14 protein-coding genes are annotated in these 19,383 nt (G+C 58.4%); 10 read left to right on the top strand and 4 right to left on the bottom strand.

Features of this window, described 5'->3' with window-relative positions; genetic code table 11:
• Window positions 1–31: 31 nt before the first annotated feature.
• From EDF75_RS18280 to queF, 3 genes are all read right to left on the bottom strand, one after another.
• On the bottom strand, window positions 32–1,321 hold the full coding sequence (locus EDF75_RS18280) for an HAAAP family serine/threonine permease (RefSeq protein WP_133600420.1): 1,290 nt from the start codon (window positions 1,319–1,321) through the stop codon (window positions 32–34).
• Window positions 1,322–1,914: 593 nt separating this feature from the next.
• Window positions 1,915–3,282, bottom strand: coding sequence for a nucleotide 5'-monophosphate nucleosidase PpnN (gene ppnN, locus EDF75_RS18275; RefSeq protein ID WP_133600419.1), 1,368 nt, complete (start codon window positions 3,280–3,282; stop codon window positions 1,915–1,917).
• 114 nt (window positions 3,283–3,396) lie between these two features.
• The gene (gene queF / locus EDF75_RS18270; protein WP_133600418.1) at window positions 3,397–4,242 is read right to left on the bottom strand and encodes an NADPH-dependent 7-cyano-7-deazaguanine reductase QueF; all 846 of its coding nucleotides are present in this window, start codon (window positions 4,240–4,242) and stop codon (window positions 3,397–3,399) included.
• A gap of 68 nt (window positions 4,243–4,310) precedes the next feature.
• On the opposite strand from queF, the gene syd reads away from it, so the two are divergent.
• From syd to EDF75_RS18225, 8 genes are all read left to right on the top strand, one after another.
• Window positions 4,311–4,856 carry a SecY-interacting protein gene (syd, locus tag EDF75_RS18265; RefSeq protein ID WP_133600417.1) on the top strand — a complete coding sequence of 182 codons (546 nt, stop codon included), beginning with the start codon at window positions 4,311–4,313 and terminating at the stop codon, window positions 4,854–4,856.
• A 631-nt stretch (window positions 4,857–5,487) separates the two neighbouring features.
• The gene (locus EDF75_RS18260) at window positions 5,488–5,817 is read left to right on the top strand and encodes a YqcC family protein (protein ID WP_133600416.1); all 330 of its coding nucleotides are present in this window, start codon (window positions 5,488–5,490) and stop codon (window positions 5,815–5,817) included.
• Window positions 5,817–6,611: a tRNA pseudouridine(65) synthase TruC gene (gene truC, locus EDF75_RS18255; protein ID WP_045857518.1), complete on the top strand. Its 795-nt coding sequence runs from the start codon at window positions 5,817–5,819 to the stop codon at window positions 6,609–6,611. Before EDF75_RS18260 ends, truC begins: the two co-directional genes overlap by 1 nt.
• Before the next feature lie 2 nt (window positions 6,612–6,613).
• Window positions 6,614–7,057, top strand: a complete 444-nt coding sequence (locus tag EDF75_RS18250; RefSeq protein ID WP_133600415.1) for a flavodoxin — start codon at window positions 6,614–6,616, stop codon at window positions 7,055–7,057.
• A gap of 474 nt (window positions 7,058–7,531) precedes the next feature.
• The gene (gene gudP, locus EDF75_RS18240; protein WP_133600414.1) at window positions 7,532–8,884 is read left to right on the top strand and encodes a galactarate/glucarate/glycerate transporter GudP; all 1,353 of its coding nucleotides are present in this window, start codon (window positions 7,532–7,534) and stop codon (window positions 8,882–8,884) included.
• A gap of 2 nt (window positions 8,885–8,886) precedes the next feature.
• Window positions 8,887–10,227 carry an enolase C-terminal domain-like protein gene (locus tag EDF75_RS18235; RefSeq protein WP_133600413.1) on the top strand — a complete coding sequence of 447 codons (1,341 nt, stop codon included), beginning with the start codon at window positions 8,887–8,889 and terminating at the stop codon, window positions 10,225–10,227.
• 19 nt (window positions 10,228–10,246) lie between these two features.
• Window positions 10,247–11,587, top strand: a complete 1,341-nt coding sequence (gene gudD, locus EDF75_RS18230; RefSeq protein ID WP_133600412.1) for a glucarate dehydratase — start codon at window positions 10,247–10,249, stop codon at window positions 11,585–11,587.
• A 70-nt stretch (window positions 11,588–11,657) separates the two neighbouring features.
• On the top strand, window positions 11,658–12,797 hold the full coding sequence (locus EDF75_RS18225; RefSeq protein ID WP_133600411.1) for a glycerate kinase: 1,140 nt from the start codon (window positions 11,658–11,660) through the stop codon (window positions 12,795–12,797).
• A gap of 50 nt (window positions 12,798–12,847) precedes the next feature.
• On the opposite strand, the gene barA is transcribed toward EDF75_RS18225, so the two are convergent.
• A complete protein-coding gene (barA, locus tag EDF75_RS18220; protein ID WP_133600410.1) occupies window positions 12,848–15,601 on the bottom strand; it encodes a two-component sensor histidine kinase BarA in 2,754 nt (917 codons plus the stop codon).
• Between the two features lie 57 nt (window positions 15,602–15,658).
• Between barA and rlmD the strand changes: the two genes are divergently transcribed.
• Window positions 15,659–16,999 carry a 23S rRNA (uracil(1939)-C(5))-methyltransferase RlmD gene (gene rlmD / locus EDF75_RS18215; protein ID WP_133600409.1) on the top strand — a complete coding sequence of 447 codons (1,341 nt, stop codon included), beginning with the start codon at window positions 15,659–15,661 and terminating at the stop codon, window positions 16,997–16,999.
• A gap of 130 nt (window positions 17,000–17,129) precedes the next feature.
• Window positions 17,130–19,367, top strand: a complete 2,238-nt coding sequence (gene relA / locus EDF75_RS18210; RefSeq protein WP_133600408.1) for a GTP diphosphokinase — start codon at window positions 17,130–17,132, stop codon at window positions 19,365–19,367.
• The last annotated feature ends 16 nt before the right edge of the window (window positions 19,368–19,383 follow it).

Genomic DNA, 19,383 nt, shown 5'->3' with positions numbered 1-19,383 from the left:
CGCGCCGCCGGCAGGCGGCGCGAGGGGGAGATTAGCTGAACAGGGAGTAGAAAATAGCGGAGATAGCAATCAGGCCCATCAGCACCACGAAGACGTTGCTGACGTGGCCGCTGTATTTGCGCATCGCCGGGACTTTCTGAATCGCGTACATCGGCATCAGGAACAGAATCATCGCGATAATCGGGCCGCCGAGGGTTTCGATCATGCCGAGAATGCTCGGGTTCAGCGTCGCCACAATCCAGGTGGTGACCAGCATGAACAGCGCGGTGATTTTGTTCAGCTTATTGATTTCGATGGATTTACCTTTACCGCGCAGGGATTTAATCACCATGCCGTTAAAGCCTTCACGGGCGCCAAGATAGTGGCCGAGGAAGGATTTGGTGATGGCAATCATCGCAATGATCGGCGCCATCCAGGCAATCAGCGGGGCGTTAAAGTGGTTCGCCAGGTAAGAGAGAATCGAGATGTTCTGATCTTTCGCCGCCGCCAGGTCCGTCGGGGAGAGGCTCAGCACGCAGCTGAAGACGAAGAACATAACGGTAATCACCATCATGATGTGCGCGCGGGCGAGGATGCTGGAGCATTTCTTCTCAGCGCCCTGGCCGTACTCTTCACGCTTCGCCACGGCGAAGGAGGAGATGATCGGTGAGTGGTTAAAGGAGAAGACCATGACCGGAATCGCCAGCCACAGGGTCATCCACAAGCCGTTGCCGGTAGAAGTTGCGCTGCTCAGGGAGAGCGTTTCCAGCGCCGCGCCGTTCCACTCTGGGATCAGGTACAGCGCCAGAATCATCAGGGCGACCACGAACGGGAACACCAGTACGCTCATTGCTTTCACAATCATCTGCTCGCCGAAGCGCACGATGGTCATCATGCCGACGATCAGGATCAGCGAGAGAATCGCGCGCGGCGGCGGCGTCATCTGCAGCTGGTGCAGCATAAAGCTCTCGACGGTATTGGTAATCGCAACGCTATACACCAGCAGAATCGGGTAGATAGCGAAGAAGTAGAGCAGGGTAATCAGCTTACCTGCGCCCACGCCAAAGTGTTCTTCTACGACTTCGGTGATGTCCTCGCCCGGATTCTTACCGGAAAGCACAAAACGGGTCATCCCGCGGTGGGCAAAGAAAGTCATCGGGAAAGCCAGAATAGCCATGATGATCAGCGGGATCAGACCGCCGACGCCGGCGTTGATCGGCAGGAACAGAACGCCTGCGCCGATAGCCGTGCCGTACAGGCCCAGCATCCACATGGTATCGGTTTTGCGCCATCCGCTGCGGGTTTCGCCCGAAACGATAGTGCTGGTTTGCGTGGTTTCCATCTGTATCTCCTGGAGGAAGCGACAAAAAATAATAAATAAAATCAATTAAGTAATATTAAATTCGTTTGTTTACGGTTTTTTCGTGATTTTCTCCGTAACAAGTGGGGCGGAAAGATACATTCATATTGGAAATCTATCAGTGATCGCGATCTCAATTGCAATAATCCACTTTCAGAGTGGGTATTTTTAGTCCAACAGTCTGTTTCTGATGTTCAGCCAGATATTTGTGGCGCGAAGGCTATCATTCGCAGCATATGCGATAAAAGCATGGCGGCGTAATAACGAGGTTTTTGCTGTAAAAATGGGATGTTCTCGATGTTTTAGCTCTAAAATATCTTTTTTGTGGTGATATTTGTTGCTGTTTTTGGAAAGGCAAACGATTGGCTTTGTAAAAAGCTACAAAACATTCACAAAGGAAATAGATTTCTGACAGGGCGCGCGGCGAAGCCGGTGGGTCGGCAGATTATCGTGCTGGAGTGCTGGAGTGCTGGAGTGCTGGAGTGCTGGAGTGCTGGAGTGCTGGAGTGCTGGAGTTCGGGTTGGGCTGCCCGGGCAGGACGTCAGCCGCCGCCCGGGAAGGGTTACAACAGGGCTCAGGAGCCTATTTCATAGCAAGGGATGTAGGCGCTGCCGCCCGGCAGCTTCATGCGGTGCTGGGCGACAAAGCCCTGCAGCAGATCGTCCATCCGGCGCATGATCTCCGCATCGCCGTGCAGCTTATAAGGGCCGAATTTTTCAATCGCCTGGATGCCGACCTCTTTGACGTTCCCGGCGACGATCCCGGAGAAGGCGCGGCGCAGATCCGCAGCCAGCACCTCTACCGGCTGGTCCGGGTAGAGCTTGAGGTTGGCCATGTTTTCGTGCGTCGGATCGAACGGCATCTGCAGGTCCGGCGAAATACGAATCGACCAGTTAAAGCTGTAGGCGTCGTCGGTTTCCCGGCGGCTCTCTTTGACCAGCGGCATCGCTTTCTTCAGCTGACGCGCCACTTCGCTGGCATCGTCAATGATAATCTTGTAGTGGCGACGCGCCGATTCGCCCATGGTGTGGACGATGAACTCATCCAGCACGCGGAAATAGTTCTCGCTCTCTTTTGGTCCGGTGAGGATCAGCGGCAGCACCTGCGCCTTGTTGTCCGGGTGCATCAGAATGCCCAGCAGATAGAGCAGCTCTTCCGCCGTGCCCACCCCGCCCGGGAAGATAATGATACCGTGGGCGATGCGCACGAAGGCCTCAAGACGCTTTTCGATATCCGGCATGATGATCAGCTCGTTCACCAGCGGGTTCGGCGGCTCGGCGGCAATAATCGAAGGTTCGGTCATGCCGATAAAGCGGCTGTCTTTGTAGCGCTGCTGGGCATGGCCAACCGCGGCGCCTTTCATCGGCGCTTCCATCGCGCCAGGGCCGCAGCCGGTGCAGATATTCAGCTCGCGCAGGCCGAGCTGGGTCCCGACGCGGCGGGCGTAGAGATATTCGGTCTCATTAATCGAGTGGCCGCCCCAGCAGACGATCATATTGGGCGCTTCGCCGACGTGCAGGGCGCGGGCGTTACGCAGAATCGAGAACACCAGGTTGGTGATATGCACCGAACTTTCGAGGTCGAGGTTCGGCAGACGAACGGTATTATGAATCTGCCCGTAAACGAACAGGATGTCGCGCAGCACGGCAAACAGGTTGGCCTGCAGGGAGCGGATAATACGCCCGTCAACGAACGCCTCTTCCGGCGGGTTGATCAGTTCCAGCTTCACGCCGCGTTCGCGACGCAGCACGTTAATATCGAAGTTTTCAAAACGAGACAGCAGCTCTTTGCTGTTATCGGTCAGGCTCCCCGAGTTGAGCACGGCAAGCGAACAGTTACGAAAGAGTTGATACAGGTCGCTGCTGGCGGTGCGTTTAAGCATATCCACTTCCAGCTGTGACAGCATATCCATTGAACCAAGCGGGCTAACATGTGTAATCAAGTGAACTCCTTAACAGGACGATTATCGTCTTCCTGTGATTACAATAGCCCTGCCTGCGGCGTTTTCACAACCTTGCGTACGCGTGAAGGCACGCAAAGTTGTGAAAATTCTTTGCTACTGGCGCGCCAGACGAGCGATAGCCGGAACAAAGTCCGCGTTGCTGCGCCACGGGTTGATGTCGAGGCCGCCGCGGCGGGTGTAGCGGGCGTAGACGGAGAGCGACTGCGGCCGGCAGAAGCGCAGGAGGTCGTTGAAGATCCGCTCGACGCACTGCTCGTGAAACTCGTTGTGATGACGGAACGAGACCAGGTAGCGCAGCAGCTTTTCGCGATCGATTTTTGGCCCGCGATACTGGATTTGCACCGAGCCCCAGTCCGGCTGGTGGGTGATCAGGCAGTTCGATTTAAGCAGATGGCTCACCAGCGTCTCTTCGACGATTTGGTCGCCGGCGGCGTCCTGCAGGTAGTCGGTGCTGAATTCATAGTTATCAACTTCGATATCCTGATCGTCGATGCAGGTGCCGTGCAGATGGGCCACCGGCTGGCCTTCGAGTTCGTCGAGGCGATAGAGCGCAACCGTCACCTCACCCTGCGCGCAGGCGCTAAGGTCGCGCGTCAGGGTCGCCTGCACCTCCTGCCAGTCGGCAAAGCGGGTCTGGTTGAAGCTGTTGAGATAGAGCTTAAAGCTCTTCGACTCCACCAGGTTCACGCTGGTATCGCTCAGCTCGACGTGGCCCACCGCCACCTGCGGCAGACCTTTTGCGTTCAGCCAGGAGAGCTCGTACAGCGTCCAGATATCGCCGCCGTGGAAGGGCAGGCTATCGGCGTGCAGGCCCAGCGGATCGCGGTTCAGGCTGCGCGGCACGCCCTGCAGCAGGGATGCGTCGTAGGTATCACGGTAATCGGTTGATTTACCGAGCGTCAGGCCAGCCAGAGCCTGATGATTCTCATAAGAAGACATGTTTCACCATAGTAAAGCGGGTACACTATTCGCTAAGTGTATCCTGGCTAACGTGAAGAGAGAAACCGGTGGACAATCAGACCGCAGAAGCGCTGCAAGCATTTACCCAACGTTATTGCGACGCCTGGCAGCAGCAGCGCGCAAGCCTGCCGCGCAGCGAAGAGCTTTACGGCATCCCGTCGCCCTGCATCAGCGCGACGGACGGCGACGCCGTTTTCTGGCAGCCGCAGCCCTTTTCTCTCCCCGCCAATATCAGCGCGGTTGAAAGGGCCTTCGATATTGTGGTACAACCGCCGGCTCATAGTTTTTATACCACCCAGTTTGCCGGCGATATGCAGGCGCGCTTTGCCGGTGAAACGATGACCCTGCTGCAGGCCTGGAGCCCGGATGACTTCCAGCGCATGCAGGAAAATCTGATTGGCCATCTGGTGGTGCAAAAACGCCTGAAGCTGTCGCCGACGCTGTTTATCGCCACGCTGGACAGCGAGCTGGACGTTATCTCCGTTTGTAACGTCAGCGGTGAAGTCCTCAAAGAGACTCTCGGCACGCGAAGGCGTACGACCCTTTCTGCCTCCCTGGCGAGTTTTCTTAACCAGCTCGATCCGGTTCTGTAACCCATTGTGCCTGCCCGTTTGTGAGAGATCTCTTACAAGACCTGTAAGAGATCGTCATCATTTAAGTCATTTTTCAACTATTTAATTTTTAACAAATCATTTTAATTCAGGTGGTTAGGTTTTATATCGTCTTTTTTAGTGGTGACTAATCTTAAGAGATTGTCGTATGAAGGGTTGTAAGACGAGGCGGAATCAGTGATCCTATGTACGTCGACAGGAAGTTGCGAAATGAAGTGAACATCAGGATGATGACGCTTCTGCAGGACCCGCCGGGAAGGCGTAGCAAGGACAGGCTTCAGGATGAAGCACAGGATAACGCAGGATGGCGTAAAGGACACCTCCAGGATGGAGAACGTGAGCCGCTCATGATGAACGGTGGATCAGGAAGATCGGGATAGACTTAAGGATAGGTAATTTCACATCGGGGTGGTGTGAAAGCAGGACGCACTGGTTTATGGATGAACATGGTCAGGAGACCTCAGGAAAAGTTTTCACGGACGAGCAGGGAGCACCAATGTAGCCGGATTGCTGCGAAACGAACCGGGAGCACTGTTTATACAGTGCTCCCTTTTTTTATTTCTCTTCTGAATTTGCTATTCTGCGCCGGTTTACAACACATCGAGGTTTCCCCATGACTCTTCACCTCAGCGTGCGCGAGCGCCTGCACGCGATTGAAGCGCTGCTGCGCGAAACGCAGTACTGGCAGGAAAGCGCGCCGCAAAGCAGCGCCTTTGCCAGCGACAGCCCGTTCTGCATGGATACCATGGAGCCGCTGGAGTGGCTGCAGTGGGTGCTGATCCCGCGTATGCATCAGCTGCTGGACGCTGAGCAGCCGCTGCCGCAGAGTTTTGCCGTCGCCCCTTATTATGAGATGGCCCTTGATGCCGCCCACCCGCTGCGCGATCGCGTGCTGGCGGAGCTGCTGCTGCTGGATACCCTTTTTGCGAGCGACGACGCCTGATGCTGGAAATTATCTATCAGGATGAGTGGCTGGTGGCGGTCAATAAGCCCTCCGGCTGGCTGGTCCACCGCAGCTGGCTGGATCGCGATGAGAAAGTGGTGGTCATGCAAACGGTGCGCGATCAGATTGGCCAGCACGTCTTTACCGCCCATCGGCTCGACAGGCCGACCTCCGGCGTGCTGCTGATGGGGCTATCAAGCGAGGCGGGAAGGCGGCTGTCGCAGCAGTTTGAGCAGCACCAGATGCAAAAACGCTACCACGCCATTGCCCGCGGCTGGCTCACCGAAGAGGCGCTGCTCGATTATCCGCTGGTTGAAGAGCTGGATAAAATAGCCGATAAGTTCGCGCGCGAAGATAAAGGCCCGCAGCCGGCGGTGACCCACTATCGGGGCCTGGCGACGGTGGAAATGCCGGTCGCCACCGGACGCTATCCGACGACGCGCTATAGCCTGGTTGAGCTGGAGCCTAAAACGGGACGTAAGCACCAGCTGCGCCGCCATCTGTCACACCTGCGCCACCCGATTATCGGCGACAGCAAGCACGGCGATCTGCGCCAGAACCGCAGCGCGGTGGAAAACTTTGCCTGCGACCGCCTGATGCTGCACGCCAGCCAGCTCTCGTTAACCCATCCGTTTACCGGCGAGCCGCTGGTCATTCGCGCCAGCCTGGACGACGTGTGGATGCGGGCGCTGTCGCAGTTTGGCTGGCGAGGCCTTCTGCCGTTAAATGAAAGGGTTGAGTTTGCAGACGACAGCGGTCAGGATGAACGGATTGAGGTCAATCCAGGGAGATAAAGATGGCAGAAGTCGGGATTTTTGTCGGTACGATGTACGGTAACGCGCTGCTGGTCGCTGAAGAAGCTGAAGCCATTTTGAGCGGCCTTGGCCACAAGGCGAAGGTGTTCGAAGACCCGGATGTTCAGGACTGGGAACCCTACAGCGGCAAATACGTTCTGGTCGTGACGTCAACGACCGGACAGGGCGATCTGCCGGATAGCATCGTCCCGCTGTACGAAGGCATTAAGGATATGTACCAGCCGCACCTGCGCTACGGAATCATTGCGCTCGGCGATAGCACCTACGCTAACTTCTGCGGCGGCGGCAAAACCTTTGATGCGCTGCTGCAGGAGCAGGGCGCAAAGCGCGTCGGCGAAATGCTGACGATCGACGCCAGCGAAGACCCGGAGCCTGAAGGCGTTTCCAACCCGTGGGTTGAACAGTGGGCGACCCTGCTCGAATAGGCGGGTGAAAAGTGACGCTCTCTCCCTACGCAGAGGGCGTCCCTTCTGAAGGCCAGCGTCGGATAAACGCCCAACGGGATCGTACCCGCGCTCGCCCGGCAGGGGTTCAGGCATCTGCCTAAAAACCACTCGCCGAAAGCGGTTTTTTCCGCCTGTTTTCACCGGGTCAAGAGAGACATTTCACACTCCTGCCGTTTGCACCGTCGCCGGCAGCGCTAACCGGCGGTTGCTTTTCATTTCCGTGAACTACCCCCCATCTGATTAGGCATAAGCCATAAATCGATTTCAGCACGTCCCGCAAAGCTGTGTATGTGCACGGTGAGCCGGCCATGTCCTCTTTTTATACTTTTCCTGCCAGTTTGAAAAAGCAAAATGCCAGATAAAACGAAAACACTAACACGTCATTCTGATTACCCTACAGGTTGTGCTGTTCAGAATGAACGTAGCTAATTGCTATGATTCAGGAGTGCAACAATGAGTACATTAAGTCAGGCGGCGAGCGGCGCGGAAAAACGCACCAACGCCCGCTACTGGATAGTGGTGATGCTGTTTATCGTCACCTCTTTTAACTACGGCGACCGCGCGACGTTGTCGATTGCCGGCTCGGAAATGGCCAAAGATATTGGCCTCGACGCGGTGGGCATGGGCTACGTTTTCTCAGCGTTCTCATGGGCCTACGTGATTGGTCAGATCCCAGGCGGTTGGCTGCTCGATCGCTTTGGTTCAAAACGGGTCTATTTTTGGTCGATCTTCATTTGGTCGATGTTTACCCTCCTGCAGGGCTTCGTCGATATCTTTAGCGGTTTTGGCATCATCGTCGCGCTGTTTACCCTGCGATTCCTCGTCGGCTTAGCGGAAGCGCCATCCTTCCCCGGCAACAGCCGCATCGTCGCGGCCTGGTTCCCGGCGCAGGAGAGGGGCACCGCGGTCTCTATTTTTAACTCCGCCCAGTACTTTGCCACCGTTATCTTCGCGCCGATCATGGGCTGGCTGACCCACGAAGTCGGCTGGTCGCACGTCTTCTTCTTTATGGGAGGACTGGGGATCGTGATTAGCTTCGTGTGGCTGAAAGTGATCCACGAGCCGAATCAGCACCCGGGCGTCAACAAGAAAGAGCTGGAGTACATTGCCGAAGGCGGCGCGCTGATCAATATGGATCAGAAGAAAAGCGCGCAGAAAGCTCCATTCAGTGAAAAATGGGGACAGATCAAACAGCTGATCGGATCGCGAATGATGGTCGGGATCTACATTGGCCAGTACTGCATTAACGCGCTGACCTACTTCTTTATCACCTGGTTCCCGGTTTACCTGGTGCAGGCGCGCGGCATGTCGATTCTGAAAGCCGGGTTTGTCGCCTCCGTTCCGGCCATCTGCGGTTTTGTTGGCGGCGTCCTGGGCGGCATTATCTCCGACTGGCTGATGCGCCGCACCGGCTCGCTGAATATTGCCCGCAAGACCCCCATCGTGCTTGGTATGCTGCTGTCGATGGTAATGGTGTTCTGTAACTACGTTAACGCGGAATGGATGATTATCGGCTTTATGGCGATGGCCTTCTTCGGCAAGGGCATCGGCGCGCTGGGCTGGGCGGTGATGGCGGATACCGCCCCGAAAGAGATAAGCGGTCTCTCCGGCGGTCTGTTCAACATGTTCGGCAATATCTCCGGTATCGTCACGCCGATTGCCATCGGCTACATCGTCGGGACGACGGGCTCGTTCAACGGGGCGCTGATTTATGTCGGGATACATGCGCTGGTGGCGGTGCTGAGCTACCTGGTGCTGGTGGGGGATATTAAACGCATAGAACTGAAACCTGTAGGGGAGCGCTAACGATGAATACGCAATCGACTCCGATCGTCACCGACATGAAGGTGATCCCGGTTGCCGGGCATGACAGTATGCTGCTGAATATTGGCGGCGCGCACGGCGCCTGGTTTACCCGCAATATTGTGGTACTCACCGACAGCGCGGGCAACACCGGTATCGGCGAGGCCCCCGGCGGCGAGGTTATCTATCAGACGCTGGTAGACGCTATTCCGCAGGTGCTGGGGCAGGAAATTGCGCGCCTGAACAAAGTGGTTCAGCAGGTGCATAAAGGCAATCAGGCGGCGGATTTCGACACCTTCGGTAAAGGCGCCTGGACCTTCGAACTGCGGGTTAACGCGGTGGCGGCGCTGGAGGCTGCTCTGCTGGATCTGCTGGGCAAGGCGCTGAATGTTCCGGTGTGCGAACTGCTGGGGCCGGGCAAACAGCGCGACGCGGTCACCGTTTTGGGCTATCTCTTCTATATCGGCGATCGCAATAAAACGGATCTACCGTACCTGGAGACCACCCCTGGCCAGCACGACTGGTACCACCTGCGGCATCAGGAGGCGCTGAGCGGCGAAGCGGTGGTCCGCCTCGCTGAGGCCGCCCAGGACCGCTACGGCTTTAAAGATTTCAAGCTTAAGGGTGGCGTGCTGCCGGGCGAGCAGGAGATTGACACCGCTCGCGCGCTGAAAAAACGCTTCCCGGATGCGCGTATTACCGTCGATCCGAATGGCGCCTGGCTGCTGGATGAAGCCATCAGGCTCTGCAAAGGCCTGCAGGACGTGCTGACCTACGCCGAGGATCCCTGCGGCGCCGAACAGGGCTTTTCCGGTCGCGAGGTGATGGCGGAATTCCGCCGCGCCACCGGGCTGCCGGTCGCAACCAATATGATTGCCACTAACTGGCGTGAAATGGGGCACGCGGTGATGCTCAACGCGGTGGATATCCCGCTCGCCGATCCGCACTTCTGGACCTTGTCCGGCGCGGTGCGGGTCGCGCAGCTGTGCGATGACTGGGGGCTGACGTGGGGCTGCCACTCAAATAACCACTTCGATATTTCACTGGCCATGTTTACCCACGTCGGCGCGGCGGCGCCGGGCAATCCGACCGCCATCGATACCCACTGGATTTGGCAGGAGGGCGACTGCCGCCTGACCAAAAATCCGCTGCAGATTGAAAACGGCAGGATTGCCGTACCGGACGCGCCGGGTCTGGGCGTCGAACTGGACTGGGAGCAGGTGCAAAAGGCGCACGAGGCCTATAAGACGCTGCCCGGAGGGGCGCGTAATGACGCCGCCCCAATGCAGTACCTGATCCCAGGTTGGAAATTTGACCGCAAACGTCCCGTTTTCGGCCGCGATTAATTTAGAAAAGGATTCAATCATGACGACGCAATTCTCAACGCCGGTAGTCACTTCTATGCAGGTTATCCCGGTGGCCGGTCACGACAGCATGCTGATGAACCTCAGCGGCGCGCACGCGCCGTACTTCACACGCAATATCGTGATTATTAAAGATAACTCGGGTCACACCGGGGTGGGCGAAATTCCTGGCGGAGAGAAAATTCGCCAGACCCTGGAGGATGCCGCGGCGCTGGTTGTCGGCAAAACGCTCGGCGAATATAAAAACGTGCTGGGCGCCGTTCGCCAGCAGTTTGCCGACCGCGATGCCGGCGGCCGCGGTTTGCAAACCTTTGACCTGCGTACCACTATTCATGTAGTGACCGGGATTGAAGCGGCGCTGCTGGATCTGCTTGGGCAGCACCTTGGGGTGAACGTGGCTTCGCTGCTGGGCGACGGGCAGCAGCGCAGCGAAGTGGAAATGCTTGGCTATCTGTTCTTCGTCGGCAACCGCCAGGCCACGCCGCTGGCCTACCAGAGCCAGACGGATGAGAAGTGCGACTGGTACCGGCTGCGCCACGAAGAGGCCATGACCCCGGACGCCGTCGTGCGCCTGGCGGAAGCGGCCTACGAAAAGTATGGCTTCAACGATTTCAAACTCAAAGGCGGCGTGCTGGCTGGCGAGGAGGAGGCCGAGTCCATCGTCGCGCTGGCGAAGCGCTTCCCGCAGGCGCGGGTGACGCTTGACCCGAACGGCGCCTGGCTGCTCGACGAAGCCATCGCCATTGGTAAACAGCTGAAAGGGGTGCTGGCCTACGCGGAAGATCCGTGCGGGGCCGAGCAGGGCTACTCCGGCCGTGAGGTGATGGCTGAATTCCGCCGCGCCACCGGTCTGCCGACGGCGACCAATATGATTGCCACCGACTGGCGGCAGATGGGACACACCCTGTCGCTGCAGTCGGTTGATATCCCGCTGGCCGATCCGCACTTCTGGACCATGCAGGGATCGGTGCGCGTTGCCCAGATGTGCCATGAGTTTGGCCTGACCTGGGGTTCGCACTCCAATAACCATTTTGATATCTCGCTGGCGATGTTCACCCACGTCGCGGCGGCGGCACCGGGCAGGATCACCGCCATTGATACCCACTGGATCTGGCAGGAAGGGAACCAGCGTTTGACCCGACAACCTTTTGAGATCAAAGGTGGTATGGTGCAGGTACCCTCGACGCCAGGCCTTGGCGTAGAGCTCGACATGGACCGCGTTATGCTGGCCAATGAGCTGTATAAAAAGCACGGCCTGGGCGCTCGCGACGATGCGATGGCGATGCAGTACCTGATCCCAGAGTGGACGTTTAATAACAAGCGCCCGTGCATGGTGCGCTAAGGACAAACCGGCTCCTGCGGGGGCCGGTCGCTTTTTGCTATCTGGCTTGTGTTCATGTTAAGGACAGCTTATGAAAATAGTCATTGCTCCAGATTCATACAAGGAGAGCCTGAGCGCGCTGGACGTAGCGACCGCGATAGAGCAGGGGTTCAGGGAGATTTATCCCAATGCAGAATACCTCAAGCTACCGGTCGCCGACGGCGGGGAGGGGACCGTCGAAGCGATGGTCGCCGCCACTCAGGGGCATCTGGTGCGGGCTGTCGTTACCGGCCCTCTCGGCGAGCCGGTGAACGCTTTTTACGGCCTTTCCGGCGACGAACGCTGCGCCTATATCGAAATGGCGGCGGCCAGCGGCCTGGAAAGCGTACCGCCGGCGCGCCGCAATCCGCTGCTCACCACCAGCTGGGGGACCGGGGAGCTGATCCGCCACGCGCTGGATAGCGGCGTGAAGCAAATTATTATCGGTATCGGCGGCAGCGCCACTAACGACGGCGGTGCCGGGATGGTGCAGGCGCTGGGCGCAAAGCTGCTGACAAAAGATAACCGGCAGATATCGGCCGGCGGTGCGGCGCTGGAGCAGCTGGCGAAGATTGACCTCCGCGAGCTGGATCAACGGCTGGCGGATTGCCGCATCGAGGTGGCCTGCGACGTGACCAACCCGCTCACCGGCCCGGAAGGCGCGACGGCGGTATTTGGCCCGCAGAAAGGGGCGACGGAGGAGATGATCGCCCGCCTCGATCGCGCGCTGGCGCATTTCGCGCAAATTATTCATCGCGATCTCGGCATTGATGTCCTGCACCTTGAGGGCGGCGGTGCGGCGGGCGGAATGGGCGCCGCGCTCTACGCGTTTTGCGGGGCGAAGCTGCGCCCGGGGATTGAGATTGTGACCGACGCCCTGCACCTCGCTGAGCGGGTGGCGGACGCTGACCTGGTTATCACCGGCGAAGGGCGCATTGACAGCCAGACTATCCACGGCAAGGTGCCGGTTGGGGTGGCTAAGGTGGCAAAAAGCTACAACATCCCGGTGATTGGCATTGCCGGTAGCCTGACTGCGGACGTGGGCGTTGTACATCAGCACGGGCTGGATGCGGTTTTCAGCGTGCTCTATTCGGTCTGCACCCTCGAAGAGGCGCTGGAAAATGCCGCCGATAACGTGCGCATGACGGCGCGCAACGTGGCGGCGATACTGAAAATGGGGCAAAAGCTGTAGCCGCGCTCCGCGGGGCCGGGCCGCTGCCCGGGCCCGCAGAGCTGCCGGGGCTAGATGCCCATTAGCTTGCAGGCTTCCCGCGTGACGTTATCCATCTCATCCAGCAGTTCCAGAAGCTCGGGCTCCAGATCTTCGGCGGCGGTTCCCGCGCGCAGCTGGCTCTCGATAGTCTGACACAGCTTCTTCAGCCGCGGCACGCCGCTGTAGCTGCAGCTTCCGTGAAGCTTATGAATTAAATCCAGCAGCCCTTCCGGCTCCTCGCCCACCAGCTGCTCTTCAACCTTGTTACGCACCTCTGGCATAAAGGCGATCAGCATCTGCAGCATCTCCCGCGCCAGGTCCGGCTTCATCGCCGCCTGCCGCAGCGCCAGCTGCCAGCTGAGGGTAACGTTATGATCGACCGGGGGTTCAACCACTTCGGCCGCCAGCGGCGCGGCGGCGTGCATCCCCGGCTGATAGCGCAGCAGCAGGCTGTGCAGCTTGTCCTCTTCAATCGGTTTTGCCAGGTAATCGTTCATGCCGGCGCTCAGCAGCTTCTCTTTCTGTCCCTCCAGGGCGTGGGCCGTGACCGCGATGACCGGCGTTTGCTGATGGTGAGGGAGGTGGCGGATGAGCTCGCAGGCGCGAATGCCGTCCATGTCCGGCATCTGAATATCCATCAGCACCAGATCCAGCTGCATCTGCTTGGCCAGTTCTACGGAGCGCTGGCCGCTCTCGCAGAGCGTAACGTTCTGGACCAGGTCTTCCAGCAGCACGCCGATAAGCTTCAGGTTGGCCGGATTATCGTCAACCGCCATCACCGTCATCGGCAGCTTGCTGCTGTCCGTATGCGTCAGCATCACCGCGGGCTGTGTCCGACAGGAGGCCGTCAGCGCAGGCAGGAGCCGGGTTGAGGTCAGCGGTTTAAGCAGGCAGGCGGCCACGCCCTCGCGCTTCAGCGCTTCGGCGTTGATCTGCGCGTGGCAGGGGAGCGCGAGAAGTAAATTATCGGCCATCGAACAGGCTTTGGTGAGCTTATCCTTTTGCTGGTTAAGGTCGCGCATGGAAACCGGAATGCCGGCCAGCAGAATATCGTAATGCGCCTCCGGCAGAGCGGAAAACGTCGGGCTATATACCACTTCCAGCGGCGTGTTGGCCAGCAGCTCCATCGTGCACTGGGCCGCCGCGGCGTTGGCTTCGATATAGGCCAGCGTTTTCCCCCGCAGGCAGTCGGTCAGCGGGCTGTCGGGAATGGCGTTCGGGTTAAGGTCGAGGCTGATATGGAACCAGAAGGTCGAGCCGCGATTAGGCTGGCTGTGGAAGGAGATATCGCCCCCCATCTCCTTCACCAGCCGCTGGGTAATGACCAGCCCCAGCCCGGTGCCGCCGTGGCGGCGAGAAATGCTGGCATCGGCCTGGCGGAAAGCCTGGAACAGCCGCGACTGGTCGCGCTCCGGAATGCCGATCCCGGTATCGTGAATTTGGATCTCGATCTGCACCCGGGAGTTGCTGATGGCGCGCTGCTCCACCAGCACGTCGATATTCCCGTGCTCGGTGAACTTGATGGCGTTGCCCACCAGGTTGGTGATGATCTGCTGCAGGCGCAGCGGGTCGCCGATAATATTATCCGGCACGTCATTTTTGATATTGAGCGTCAGCTCCAGCCCTTTATCGTGCGCCGAGTGCGCCAGCAGGGTCACCACCTCATCCAGCGCATTGCGCAGCAGGAACGGGATGCTCTCGAGAATAAGCTTCCCGGCCTCCAGTTTGGAGAAGTCGAGCACGTCGTTGATGATCGCCAGCAGGTTGTTGGCGGAGCGCTCGATGGTGGTCAGATGATCGCGCTGGGTGGTGTTTAAATCGGTTTTCAGCGTCAGGCGGGTAAAGCCAATCACGCCGTTCAGCGGCGTACGCAGCTCGTGGGACATATTGGCGAGGAACTCTGACTTGATACGCGCGGCTTCCTGAGCGCGTTTTTTCGCCAGATCCAGCTCCACGTTTTGGATCTCCATCTGCTCGAGGGTTTCGCGCAGATCGGACGTCGCCTGATCGATATTGTGCTGCATCTCTTCATGGTAGGCCGCCAGCGACATCGCCATGGAGTTGATGCCGTTCTTCAGCATATCCAGCTCGCCGAGCATAAAACCTTCGACGCGGCTATCCAGCTGCCCGCGGCGAATGCGGTCAACGGTATTCACCATATTGCGGATCGGCCCGGTGACGTCCCGCATCAGCCGCCAGCCGAAAATCAGCGCAATCCCGATACAAAACAGCATCATCACGCTGGAGATAAAAATCTCTTTGTACTGCTGCAGGCGTACCGATTTCAGATCCAGCTCGAGGGCCACGTAGCCCAGCATATTGCCGGGCATTTTGGCATCGGTCACCGGCGACTCATCGGGCGAATAGCTCTCCGAGATGATAGGGGTACGCAAAATCATCACGTCGCCTTTGCGGGTCACGCTGAGCTGGCGGGGGAACTTTGCCCCTTTTTCCAGCCGCAGCTCGCTGGGGTTAAGCTGAAAATTGGACGTCACAAAGAGCTTATTTTGCGAATCATAGATCGAAATTGCGCGCACAATATCCGAGTGGCGGCGGTGCAGGACGCTTATCAGCTGCCCGATAGATTCGCGGTTTTGCAGATTCATGCCATATTCACTGGAGACCGCCAGCGGCTCGATAATACTGGCTCCGGCGTCTTCCAGCTGCCGCTGCAGGTCGTGATAGCGATGCGCGACGAAGAAAATACTGAGCAGCAAACCAATAAGTACGGTGGGTGCCAGAATAAGAATCATCATGCGAGCACGTAGGCTGTAGTTGGTCATGCGGTTCCGTTATGGGAGAATAAGAGTCAGTATATTTGATTGAGACAAATCTCTACGATGGCGCAATTCTACTCTGCAAAACGGCGTGTGACGACGCGCCAGATCATAACCGTTACAGTCAATGACCTCGATCCCTTTGGTCAGGGCGTTGCGCGTCACCAGGGAAAAGCGCTGTTTGTTCGCGGCCTGCTGCCGCAGGAGCAGGCCGAGGTCGTGCTGGTTGACGAGAAAAAACAGTACGCGCACGCCACGGTAAAACGCCGCCTCAACGACAGCCCGCAGCGCCAGACGCCGCGCTGCCCGCATTTTGGCGTCTGCGGCGGCTGCCAGCAGCAGCATGCCAGCGTTGAGCTGCAGCAGCAAAGCAAACGCGCCGCGCTCGGTCGCCTGATGAAACGCGATGTCGATGAGATTATAGCCGCTTCGCCGTGGGGCTATCGTCGACGCGCGCGCCTGAGCTTGAATTATCAGCCAAAGACCCAACAATTACGCATGGGCTTTCGCCAGGCCAGCTCCAGCGACGTTGTCGAAGTGGTGCAGTGCCCCGTTTTGGTGCCCACTCTTGAGGCGTTGCTGCCGGCGGTACGCGAATGTCTGAGCAGCCTGAAATCCGTGCGCCAGCTGGGCCACGTTGAGCTGGTGCAGGCCGATAACGGGCCGCTGATGGTATTGCGTCACACCGCAGCGCTGCCCGCCGGCGATAAAGAAAAACTGGAACGATTTTCGCAATCTCACGGTCTTTCCCTGTACCTCGCGCCGCAAAGCGAGATACTTGAACATATTAGCGGCGAAGCGCCATGGTATACGTCAGACGGACTACGCTTAGTGTTCAGTCCGCGCGACTTTATTCAGGTTAACGATGGCGTTAATCAGCTGATGGTGCGCACGGCCCTCGAGTGGCTGGATATTCAGCCGCAGGACCGGGTGCTGGATCTGTTCTGCGGAATGGGCAATTTTACCCTACCGCTGGCGCAGCGCGCCGCGCAGGTTGTGGGCGTTGAGGGCGTACCCGCTCTGGTGGAAAAGGGGCGCGAGAACGCCGCGCTTAACCATCTGCATAACGTCACATTCTTCCATGAGAATCTGGAAGAGGACGTCACGCGCCAGGCCTGGGCGAAGCGCGGCTTTGATAAAATCCTGCTCGACCCGGCAAGAGCCGGCGCGGCGGGCGTGATGCAGCATATTATAAAACTGGCCCCGCAGCGCGTAGTCTATGTCTCCTGCAACCCGGCGACGCTGGCGCGCGATAGCGAACTGCTTTTAGCGGCGGGGTATGAAATCCAACGCCTGGCGATGCTGGATATGTTCCCGCATACCGGGCATCTGGAATCAATGGTGCTGTTTGAGCACAAGCTTGCACAAAATCATACGAATCGCATCGAGGCGGCAGTAGAGTAAATCCTCAGCGGCCCGCTTAGCCCAGAAACTGAGGTGAGCGACAGGCGCCGACGCGACACGATTTGCAGGATGACGTGTAAAAGTTGAGGCTTGCCGACTTCGGCAGGCCAGGTCCCTTAAGGAGAGGACAATGGTTGCGGTAAGAAGTGCACATCTAAATAAAGCTGGTGAATTTGACCCGAATAAATGGATCGCGAGTCTGGGAATTTCCAGCCAGCAATCGTGTGAACGCTTAGCCGAAACCTGGGACTATTGTCGCGAGCAAACGCAGGGGCATCCGCGTGCGGATATCCTGCTATGGCGCGGCGTGGAGATGGTAGAAATCCTCTCCACATTGAGCATGGACATCGATACGCTGCGGGCGGCGATGCTGTTCCCGCTGGCGGACGGTGAGGTCGTCAGCGAAGAGGTGATGCAGGAGAGCGTCGGTAAATCGGTGGTGACCCTGATCCACGGCGTACGCGATATGGCGGCCATCCGCCAGCTCAAGGCCACCCATACCGACTCCGTCTCCTCAGAACAGGTGGACAACATTCGCCGCATGCTGCTGGCGATGGTCGACGATTTCCGCTGCGTGGTCATCAAGCTCGCCGAACGTATCGCCCACCTGCGGGAAGTCAAAGACGAGCCTGAAGATGAGCGTGTGCTGGCGGCAAAAGAGTGCACCAATATCTACGCCCCGCTGGCCAACCGCTTAGGTATCGGCCAGCTGAAGTGGGAGCTGGAGGATTACTGCTTCCGCTATCTGCATCCGGACGAATATAAGCGCATCGCGAAGCTGCTGCACGAGCGGCGAATCGACCGCGAACACTACATTGACGAATTCGTCGGCCACCTGCGCTCAGAAATGAAAACGGAAGGCGTTAAGGCCGAAGTGTACGGCCGGCCGAAGCATATCTACAGCATCTGGCGCAAAATGCAGAAAAAACATCTCACCTTTGATGAGCTGTTTGACGTGCGGGCGGTGCGCATTGTCGCCGAGCGCCTGCAGGACTGCTACGCCGCGTTGGGGATAGTCCACACCCACTATCGTCATCTGCCGGATGAGTTCGATGACTACGTCGCTAACCCAAAACCGAACGGCTACCAGTCTATTCATACCGTGGTGCTCGGTCCCGGCGGCAAAACGGTAGAAATTCAAATTCGTACTCGCCAGATGCATGAGGATGCCGAGCTGGGCGTCGCCGCACACTGGAAGTACAAAGAGGGCGCTGGCGCGGCGGTGGGCGGCGGCCGCGGTTACGAAGATCGTATCGCCTGGCTGCGTAAGCTGATCGCCTGGCAGGAAGAGATGGCGGATTCTGGCGAAATGCTGGATGAAGTGCGTAGCCAGGTCTTTGACGACCGGGTTTACGTCTTTACGCCAAAAGGCGACGTCGTCGATTTACCCGCCGGCTCGACGCCGCTCGATTTCGCCTACCACATCCACAGCGACGTCGGCCATCGCTGCATCGGGGCGAAAATCAGCGGACGCATTGTGCCGTTTACCTATCAGCTGCAGATGGGCGATCAGATTGAAATCATTACCCAGAAGCAGCCCAATCCAAGCCGCGACTGGCTGAATCCGAACCTCGGCTACGTTACCACCAGCCGCGGGCGCTCGAAAATTCACGCCTGGTTCCGCAAGCAGGATCGCGACAAAAACATTATCGCCGGGCGGCAGATCCTTGACGATGAGCTTGAGCATCTCGGCATCACCCTCAAGGACGCAGAAAAGCATCTGCTGCCGCGCTACAACTTCAACGAGCTGGATGAGCTGCTGGCGGCCATCGGCGGCGGCGATATTCGCCTTAACCAGATGGTCAACTTCCTGCAGGCGCAGTTCAATAAGCCGAGCGCTGCCGAGCAGGATGCGGCGGCGCTGAAGCAGCTGCAGCAGAAGAGCTGGGCGCCGCAGAATCGCAGCAAAGACAACGGTCGGGTAGTTGTGGAAGGCGTCGGCAACCTGATGCACCACATCGCGCGCTGCTGTCAGCCGATCCCCGGCGATGAGATCGTCGGCTTTATCACCCAGGGGCGCGGGATCTCGGTGCACCGGGCGGACTGCGATCAGCTGGCGGAGCTGCAGTCGCACGCGCCGGAGCGGATCGTTGATGCGGTCTGGGGAGAGAGCTATTCGGCGGGCTACTCGCTGGTGGTGCGGGTGGTCGCCAACGATCGTAGCGGGCTGCTGCGCGATATCACCACCATCCTCGCCAACGAGAAGGTCAACGTGCTGGGCGTTGCCAGCCGCAGCGATACCAAACAGCAGCTGGCCACCATCGATATGAATATCGAAATCTATAACCTGCAGGTGCTGGGCCGCGTGCTCGGCAAGCTGAATCAGGTGCCGGACGTTATTGATGCCCGCCGTCTGCACGGCGGCTAATTTCTCTCCCTTTCAT

Origin of the sequence: Klebsiella sp. BIGb0149, from assembly GCF_004362605.1 — a bacterium.
Classification (GTDB): Bacteria; Pseudomonadota; Gammaproteobacteria; order Enterobacterales; family Enterobacteriaceae; genus Klebsiella; species Klebsiella terrigena.
The sequence above is the reverse complement of the archived record's forward strand: the minus strand, read 5'-3'. Positions and strand labels throughout refer to the sequence as shown.

Bases quoted from the DNA above. Each gene is read 5' to 3' on its own strand.
- EDF75_RS18280 (WP_133600420.1), bottom strand. From the start codon at position 1,321: ATGGAAACCACGCAAACCAGCACTATCGTTTCGGGCGAAACCCGCAGC.
- queF (WP_133600418.1), bottom strand. From the start codon at position 4,242: ATGTCTTCTTATGAGAATCATCAGGCTCTGGCTGGCCTGACGCTCGGT.
- EDF75_RS18260 (WP_133600416.1), top strand. From the start codon at position 5,488: ATGACTCTTCACCTCAGCGTGCGCGAGCGCCTGCACGCGATTGAAGCG.
- truC (WP_045857518.1), top strand. From the start codon at position 5,817: ATGCTGGAAATTATCTATCAGGATGAGTGGCTGGTGGCGGTCAATAAG.
- EDF75_RS18250 (WP_133600415.1), top strand. From the start codon at position 6,614: ATGGCAGAAGTCGGGATTTTTGTCGGTACGATGTACGGTAACGCGCTG.
- gudP (WP_133600414.1), top strand. From the start codon at position 7,532: ATGAGTACATTAAGTCAGGCGGCGAGCGGCGCGGAAAAACGCACCAAC.
- EDF75_RS18235 (WP_133600413.1), top strand. From the start codon at position 8,887: ATGAATACGCAATCGACTCCGATCGTCACCGACATGAAGGTGATCCCG.
- gudD (WP_133600412.1), top strand. From the start codon at position 10,247: ATGACGACGCAATTCTCAACGCCGGTAGTCACTTCTATGCAGGTTATC.
- EDF75_RS18225 (WP_133600411.1), top strand. From the start codon at position 11,658: ATGAAAATAGTCATTGCTCCAGATTCATACAAGGAGAGCCTGAGCGCG.
- barA (WP_133600410.1), bottom strand. From the start codon at position 15,601: ATGACCAACTACAGCCTACGTGCTCGCATGATGATTCTTATTCTGGCA.
- rlmD (WP_133600409.1), top strand. From the start codon at position 15,659: ATGGCGCAATTCTACTCTGCAAAACGGCGTGTGACGACGCGCCAGATC.
- relA (WP_133600408.1), top strand. From the start codon at position 17,130: ATGGTTGCGGTAAGAAGTGCACATCTAAATAAAGCTGGTGAATTTGAC.